Here is a 3,884-nt window from a genome sequence, read left to right as displayed (position 1 = left end):
TTCTTCAATTTCAACTAACTCATGCTGCAGTTTGTTCATACACAAGCGCAGACAGATACCCATTTGCTCGAAAAGGCGTGGATCATCTTTTAATAATGAGTCATCCGCTATCCCTAGTCCTTTCCTGAAAGCATCGATAACACATGATGTATCTGGTGATCCTTCTACTGCCACCTCAGTTGCCTGCTGATTCGGCGTCATTTCTTCCCATTCTTGACGTGAAAGCTTGGTTGTGGGCGCGGAATTCTGCCTAGTGCGGGCTTCTGTCTCATTTGAAACAGGCTCTTTTACTTCACGATTCTCAATAGTCCTAGTCTCATCACCCGACATCCAGTCTTCAGGGATTAAATTAGGCGCATCAAATTCTGAGTACACACTTAAGCTATCATCGACAAGTTGGCGTGTCGATTTCTCAATCGAAACAGCTTTTTCAACCTCATTTAGTTCAGACCGAATTAGATGGTCATCATCTTTATCTAACGAGAATTCGAGGTGGGCCATAGGGTCAGACATATCAGCTTCTTCAAGCTGAGTCTCTAAGAAAATCTCTTCTAAAGGTCCATCCTGTTCCAACTCAAACTCTACTTCATCTAAGTTCGCTAATGGATCTTTGTTGTCCCTATCGGGTGCAATATCACAGGCGATATCTAAGCGGCTTGATTCTCGTTCTACACTGATCGATAGCTCATACTGACCAAGTGAAATACAATCCCCTTCATGAATGGGGATTGGCTGGTTTTTTAGTAGTTTATTGCCATTTACAATTAGTCCATTAGTACTAACATCACTAATATAATATGCATCACCATAAATACTAACAAGGCAATGTGTACTCGATATGTAACGATTGTGGTCAACCAAAGGTACTAAGCAACCCGGATTACGGCCAATAGAGCCACCGTTTTCTGGTAGCTCAATAAATTTTGCCCCCGTGTACTCTTCAGGGTGCTTTGATATAACTATGACTAAGCGCTCCAACAAAGCTATAACCCTCTAAAACAGAAGTGACACGGTAAGTTCAAGCCCACCTAAACCATCGTTGTAGACAGGCAAAATATACGAAGCTTGAGGGATGATCTGGATATGTGCGTCTGGGTCACTTCCTAACTTAATGACTGTACCGATAGTCGCGACTGCACCAGCTTCAAACTGATCAATATCATCGAGCTGTGAGCCATACTTCACCCCTTCACCATCAACAGGCCAACGGTTAGAATATTGACTATACGCTGCAGAAAGCCCTGCTCCTATATAAGGTGTAAAAATAGACCAATTCCCTATAGCATATTGCGGAACCACTCGGAATTCATAATTGGTCACTTCCTGATATATACCATTTGAAGGAGCATCAACAGATTCACTTAGGTAATTAAAACCTAGCCACCATCTCCAGCGATTATTGTCTTCATCTATCGGCCGAGTATGAACCAAGCCATAACGAATAGTATCTGCCGTACCGCTCTCGCCTTGTTCATATTTAATGCTATCAATACTCAGCATACTGACGGAGCCACCGTAGCGTTCTCCTTTCGCATTGGCCACTGCGGATACTGTAAATGCAAGAGCCAATAAGCTCCACTGACTTAACTTACTCATCCTTTTATCCTCAAAAGGTCTAAAGTAAAAATACAAATAAAAGAGTGAGCAAAATAGCAGGGTAAGTTACAAATTCAATAGCGAAAAAAAAACCCACATAAATATTTCCTTTTTCCTAGTGTTACCTTCTTTTTCCCTATAAAAATGAACATTTCGACTACGAGTTCAAATTTCAAACATAACGTTCAGATTACACACTGCAATGTGTAAATACTTGTATAATCAATCAGATTTATAGCACGATGTATATTTAACCACATCAGCTATATCGCACCACTTTTTATTTATACTTTTATCAATTAAACTTTAGTACCAACAGGCAGCGCTCACATTTAATAACTTTTAATCATTTTTAATTAATATACTATCTACAAATTACTTTTCTCCCACGTAAAATCCTCCTTTGATAATGAAACATCTTAATTAAGAATTTTTTGTAAACTTGGTTGAGTCTTTATAACTAGTGTCACTTGGGTAGGATTTAATGTACTTTTCAGACTTCGCTCGACGACCAATAAGCGAGCAGGCTCCTTGTGGAGTCAACCCGAACAACCTCGAAGATTTTGAGGAAATAAAGCGACAGATAAACAATATTAATAAAGTAACAGGGCGCGTCTCGTGGAAAAAAGTACAGCAACTATCTAAAGACATACTTAAAAATGAAAGTAAAGACTTACGTTGTGGCTGCTATTATGCAGTCGCTTCAGCTCATAATGATGGTCTTAGCGGGTTTGTCGATGCACTAAACGTTCTTTTAGATTTGTGCGTTGTCTATTGGTCATCTTGTTACCCCGAAGTTTCAAAATCGAGTGCTCGAATGGGCGCGTTAGAATGGCTAGTCGAACATGGTGAAAAAAGAGTTAAGCAATTCAATATCACCATCGATGACAAAGCAGTTCTCGAAGTAGGACACAGAGTCTGCCTGAGAATAGAGGAAGAGCTAAGACTCCACTATGGACATAAAGCCCCGTCTCTCGGAGGGATAAGACGTATTTTCAGTCAGTTTATTGATGACGTAAAAGAATTAGAAGATAAGCAGCAACAAGCACAAAAAAGGGCTCTTCAGCAAAAAGAAAAATCCCAAGCACTTAGTGACAAAGTAGCAGGAGCTATCACAGTAAAAGTAAACCCTCCAGCCAGGCAATCACCACCAGCAGCCGATGTTGAACCTGAAAAAAATCACTCTGCAGTATGGACTGTTACTATTGCTGTAGGCGTATTTATCTTAGCCTTAAGCGCTTTCTATCTAAAGAAAAGCCTACTGCTTACGGAATATGAGCAAAAAATAGCATCAAACAACGTATCCGTATTGTTACAAGTCACTCATGATCTTAGTACTGAAAATAAGGACACTGTCGAAAAGTTAAAACAACCACTGATTGGGGCCATTGACGTTATGGTATTTGATTTGGATAAATCCCCGGAAAAAGTAGCTAAACTCCATATGTTAAAACAGATCACTGAAAATCTTGCGAAACTTTATTCAGACTCCTCTTCTGTGCAAGTTTTATCATCAGAACTAGATCGCTATGACGAGCAAATGCAAAGAGACTTTAGAGAAATAAGTCGTCGCTTTGCACGAGCCCGTACAGCGATAGCGAATTTAAAGCTTGATTCTAATGGTTCCAATACCGAACTCGCGTATCAATACAGCAACTCTTTATTTCCATTATTGGGCAGAATTGAATATGCGGAAAAAACAAATGATCCAGTAGAACTCGATCGGTCGTTGAATTTGATCAACGTCTACTTACATAAAATCGCTCAACTCAAAGCGTCACAAACCCAAACATCACTAGATAAAGTCGTGGCTGAATAATCATGTTAAAAAATATAATACGTCATCCTATATTTCTATCCACCGTATTCGCTATCGTGTTTATTGGTGGACTCTCAGCAGCGCACTTTTGGGCCCCCAATACTGTGACGAAGACTATTTGGTTTATCGGCATTGGTGTAATAGCGCTAGCTTTTCTAACCTATCAGGCAGTACTTTTTGTTAGAAAAAGAAAACAAAGTCGAGACCAACAGCTTGAAACAGAGGAAGAAGCGCTAAGCCTAGTATTAAGGCCTCTCCTTGGCAACTCCAAAGCAAAGCCAATATATTTAATGCTTGGTAACCGCTCAGCAGGGAAAAAGCAGTTTCTATTTAGTTCAAATGCCATCAAAGCATTAGATAATTCAAAAACGAAAAAAAATGATTTTTTCGAGTGGTATGAGTCTGATGATGCTGTGTACTGAGGAATCCCCTGATAATTTAGATAAAAATCATCAAGTTAAGGTAGATG

At 39.6% G+C, this 3,884-nt stretch carries 4 protein-coding genes; 2 read left to right on the top strand and 2 right to left on the bottom strand.

All coding sequences use genetic code 11. The annotated features are described in order from the left end of the window. On the bottom strand, window positions 1-981 hold a 981-nt coding region (locus AAFM34_RS19780), incomplete at its 3' end, for an FHA domain-containing protein (RefSeq protein ID WP_341665810.1). Window positions 982-993: 12 nt separating this feature from the next. Then, complete coding sequence (locus AAFM34_RS19775; protein ID WP_341665807.1) at window positions 994-1,596, bottom strand: hypothetical protein; 603 nt, start codon at window positions 1,594-1,596, stop codon at window positions 994-996. A 484-nt stretch (window positions 1,597-2,080) separates the two neighbouring features. On the opposite strand from AAFM34_RS19775, the gene AAFM34_RS19770 reads away from it, so the two are divergent. After that, window positions 2,081-3,415 carry a type VI secretion system ImpA family N-terminal domain-containing protein gene (locus tag AAFM34_RS19770; RefSeq protein ID WP_341665805.1) on the top strand — a complete coding sequence of 445 codons (1,335 nt, stop codon included), beginning with the start codon at window positions 2,081-2,083 and terminating at the stop codon, window positions 3,413-3,415. Between the two features lie 2 nt (window positions 3,416-3,417). Then, window positions 3,418-3,837, top strand: a complete 420-nt coding sequence (locus tag AAFM34_RS19765; protein ID WP_341665803.1) for a hypothetical protein — start codon at window positions 3,418-3,420, stop codon at window positions 3,835-3,837. The last annotated feature ends 47 nt before the right edge of the window (window positions 3,838-3,884 follow it).

The sequence above is a fragment of the Vibrio sp. genome, from assembly GCF_038138445.1.
Taxonomy (GTDB): domain Bacteria; phylum Pseudomonadota; class Gammaproteobacteria; order Enterobacterales; family Vibrionaceae; genus Vibrio.
Note: the sequence above shows the minus strand (reverse complement) of the source record. Positions and strands in the feature narration are given on the sequence as shown.